At 66.3% G+C, this 3627-nt stretch carries 6 protein-coding genes; 3 read left to right on the top strand and 3 right to left on the bottom strand.

Annotation, left to right across the window (positions count from 1 at the left end):
• The 3 genes from G7A99_RS00025 to G7A99_RS00035 form a co-directional block, all read left to right on the top strand.
• Positions 1 to 545 (top strand): MotA/TolQ/ExbB proton channel family protein (locus tag G7A99_RS00025; RefSeq protein ID WP_163138559.1); only part of this gene is annotated, 545 nt, incomplete at its 5' end.
• Between the two features lie 3 nt (positions 546 to 548).
• On the top strand, positions 549 to 1496 hold the full coding sequence (tssL, locus tag G7A99_RS00030; protein WP_018717337.1) for a type VI secretion system protein TssL, long form: 948 nt from the start codon (positions 549 to 551) through the stop codon (positions 1494 to 1496).
• Positions 1468 to 2058 carry a PilZ domain-containing protein gene (locus G7A99_RS00035; protein WP_163138560.1) on the top strand — a complete coding sequence of 197 codons (591 nt, stop codon included), beginning with the start codon at positions 1468 to 1470 and terminating at the stop codon, positions 2056 to 2058. The genes tssL and G7A99_RS00035 overlap by 29 nt, the downstream gene beginning before the upstream one ends.
• 3 nt (positions 2059 to 2061) lie before the next feature.
• Here the strand turns inward: G7A99_RS00035 and G7A99_RS00040 are convergent, their stop codons facing one another.
• From G7A99_RS00040 to flgM, 3 genes are all read right to left on the bottom strand, one after another.
• Positions 2062 to 2775 (bottom strand): flagellar brake protein, encoded by a 714-nt coding sequence (locus G7A99_RS00040; RefSeq protein ID WP_018717339.1) that lies wholly within the window; start codon positions 2773 to 2775, stop codon positions 2062 to 2064.
• A 19-nt stretch (positions 2776 to 2794) separates the two neighbouring features.
• The gene (flgN, locus tag G7A99_RS00045; protein WP_163138561.1) at positions 2795 to 3211 is read right to left on the bottom strand and encodes a flagellar protein FlgN; all 417 of its coding nucleotides are present in this window, start codon (positions 3209 to 3211) and stop codon (positions 2795 to 2797) included.
• Positions 3204 to 3627, bottom strand: a 424-nt coding sequence (flgM, locus tag G7A99_RS00050) for a flagellar biosynthesis anti-sigma factor FlgM (RefSeq protein WP_205599679.1), incomplete at its 5' end; no start/stop codon positions are given. The genes flgN and flgM, both read right to left, overlap by 8 nt.

Raw genomic sequence — 3627 nt, forward strand, 5'->3', positions numbered from 1 at the left:
GGCTGATCGAGCAGACCGTCGACCTCGCCCAGGTGGCGCGCAAGGAAGGGCTGCTGGCGCTGGAGAACTACGAGGTGGACAACCCGTTCCTGCAGCAGGGCGTTCAGCTGCTTGCCGATGGCCACGAGCCCGAATTCGTCAAGAAGGTGCTCGGCCAGGAGATCGACCTCAGCATCGAGCGTGCCGAGCGTGGGGAGAACGTCTTCCGTGCCCTCGGGGACGTGGCGCCGGCGATGGGCATGATCGGCACGCTGATCGGGCTCGTGCAGATGCTCTCCAATATGGACGATCCCAAGAAGATCGGTCCGGCCATGGCCATCGCGTTGCTCACCACGCTCTACGGTGCGGTTATTGCCAACGCCATCGCCCTGCCGCTGGCCGACAAGCTCGCCGCGCGTAATACCGAGGAACGGCTCAACCGGACCCTCATCCTGGAGGGGCTGATTTCGATCCAGGAGGGCCTGAATCCGCGGGTCATCGAGGAGCTGCTCAAGACCTACCTGCCGACGAGCCAGCGCCAGGACGCCACCGACGAGGCGGCGTAGGCGATGATCGGGGACGCGCCGACACGACGGCAGAAACGCCAGGCGATGCCGCCGGGGGCGCCGCAGTGGATGGCGACCTTCGCGGACCTGGCGACGATCCTCCTGTCCTTTTTCGTGCTGCTGCTCTCGTTCTCCGAGATGGACGTGGAGAAGTACAAGCAGGTGGCCGGATCGATGCGCAACGCCTTCGGCGTGCAGCGCATCGAGTTCGCCTCCGACGTGCCCAAGGGGACGAGCTTCGTGCAGCAGGAGTTCGAGACCGGCCAGCCGCAGAAGACCTCCATTGACCGTTTGCGTCAGATTACCAGCTCCGCCCAGCGCCGAAACCTGACGCGGCTCGACGAGCAACTGCCTATCCCGGTCGAGGAGCGCCAACGAGGCCTCAAGGAACAGGCACAGGCCAAGCAGAACGCCAGGGTGGAGGAAAACCTCAAACGCCTGCGGGCACTGCTCGCCGAGGAGATCAAGCAGGGGCTGGTCGAGGTCAAGCGTGCGGGCACGCGTATCATCATACGTATACGTGAGCGGGGCTCGTTCCCCACCGGCTCGGACCGCCTCATAAAGCCGTTCAAGCCCGTGGTCGAGAAGATCGCCACGGCGCTGGGGGAGACCGCCGGCGGGGTCACTGTGGCGGGGCACACGGACAACGTGCCGATAGACAACGACCGTTTCCGCTCGAACTGGGCGCTGTCAGCGGCTCGTGCGGTGACGATGTACCATCGCCTGGTGACCGCGGCCGATCTCGATCCGAAGCGGTTCACCGTGGAGGGGCACGCCGATACCCGTCCCGTGGCGTCCAACGATACGCCCGAAGGCCGTGCACAGAACCGGCGGGTCGAGGTGATTCTCGAGCATGGTGGCAGCGGAGAGATCGAGCGCAGCATTGATGCCCTGCTCGGACTCAAGGGAGGAGGGAAGCCGGATGAGCCATCATCAACCACCGGACAGTGACGAACGGCGCGCGCACTTCCGTGTACCGGATACGCTGCTCCTCGACTACGAGCCAATAGACGAGGGGCAGATGGAGTCGCGCCGCGAGGAGATGGCGGGGCGCTGGCCGAATGCCTTCATGCTGGCCAGCCGCCTGCACGAGATCCGCGAGGGGGCGACGGTGCTCCGACGCCACGCCCGCCAGGAATCCGCCGTTTTCTCCAAGCTCGTGGATACCCTGGATCAGAGCATCGACCTCCTCGCCGAGACGCTGGCCGTCCAGGCGTTCGGCAACCGGGTCGCCAAGGTGACGGACGTCAACATCGGTGCCGGCGGGATGGATTTCATAAGCTCCGACGGCGCGCTGCCACCGGGCTCCATCCTTGATTTGCGCATGCTCTTCCATTCAACCGGTGCGGGGCTGCGTATGTTCGGCCGCGTGCGCCATTGCGACCGTGTCGCAACCGGAGGACACCGGCTCGGCATTGAGTTCGAGTTTGCCCGCGAGCACGACCGGGAGCTGCTGGTGCATCTGATGCTGCGCCGCGAGGCCCAGCTGCTGCGTGAGGAGCGAGGAGACTGAGCGTCAGGTCTTGCGCAGGAGCTCGCGCTGTAACGAGAGCACGAGGCCCTGGAGGCGGTCGCGGTCCGCGTGCGTGAAGTCCTGGAATTCGGCGCCGAAGCGGTAACGCTTTCGCTGCCGGTCGTATTCGAGGTAACGGATCTCCACCCGCGCGTCCAGTGGCTGGCTGTCGTGCAGGGCGATGTGGCAGTCGTACTGGTTATGCGGCTCGGGCTCCGGGCCCTTGATCACGTAGGCGCCGATGCCGCCGGCGGAGAGGTCGCAGAGCTGTATATCGGTATCCGGGGCGTCCTCGCCGCCGGACAGTGTGCAGTGCTGCTGGCGGGTCAGCGGGACGGGCACGCGCACGAAGCGTCGGCGCTGATTGTAGACGATCTCCTCGGGGTAGCCGGCCACGTAGTAGTAGATGCCATCGGCCAGGCCGATCTCCTGGACAGTGACCGTGAACCGGGTGTCGACACCGAGGGTCCGGCTGACGACGCGCAGCTCGGTGCCGATCTCGATGCGGTCGTGGCCGCGTCGGGGTTTGAGCTCGTCGAGGGTCAGCCGGCGGCTCTGGGGGTCGACGTAGAGCAGCGCGCTGCGGAAGGGCGTGCCCCGTTCCGGCAGGTGGACGTCCAGAAGGTTGCGGGATTCGTGGAGGCGGCGGAGGATTCCGGTCTTCTGCCCGGGGTTGCGTATGATTTCCGGTTCCTCATAGGGCGCCGCGTTCGTCATACCGCTTTTTTCCCCACCGTCAGGCGCTGGTTCGCAGGCGCCCGGATCCGGACGCCGTTCCCCCGCCGGGACCGTAGGTCTCCCCGTCGCGCTCGCGGCCGGTCAGCAGCGCGACTTCCTCGCCGACGGTCTCGAGCACCCGCGCGATGGCAATGCCGTTGCGCTCGTTGCGGCGGTTAACGCGCGCGAGGGTATCGCGCAGCGCCTGCCACTCGGTTTGCAGGGCCGAGTCGGCGTCCTCGCCCGGGGGGACCGGTTCGGGGCAGGTGTCGATTGCCTCGAACAGCCGCAGCTTCTCCTGGGCGGTGGCCTCGATGGTCGCGGCATCGGCACGCGCGGTGATTTCCGCGTGCTCGCGCTCGAGCACTGCATCGAGTTCGTCGACAAGCCCGCGGAGGGTGCGCAATCCGTCAAGCGTCAATGTGCCGTCAGCCATCGCTCAGCAGTTGCTCGAAGTCCGCGAAGCGCTGGGCGATGCGGTCCGCGTCCAGCGGGTACTCCCCTCGCGAGATGCGATCGCGGAGATCCTGGACACGGTTGCTGTCCACTTCCGGCGTGTTATCGATAGACTCACGCACCGCCTGCAGGCGGCTGGATTCGCTGGTGCTGTCACTCTGCGGGGCCGCGGTCGCGGCGGACGGGCGGCTGTCGGTATCCTCATGCGAGCCGGTCCGTGCCGTGCCGTTCCTGCTACCCGTCGGGTAACTGCCGGGCGGGCGCGGGCCGTTGTCGATGGGGTTGCTCATGTTCCCTGCTCCTCGATTATCCAGACCTGCCTCTGCAGGAGTTAGCGGCCGGATTTCCGCGAACTTTAGCAGCTCGCGGGGTGAATGTCCGTTGTCAGCGCTCAAT

The organism is Arhodomonas sp. KWT, assembly GCF_010993615.1.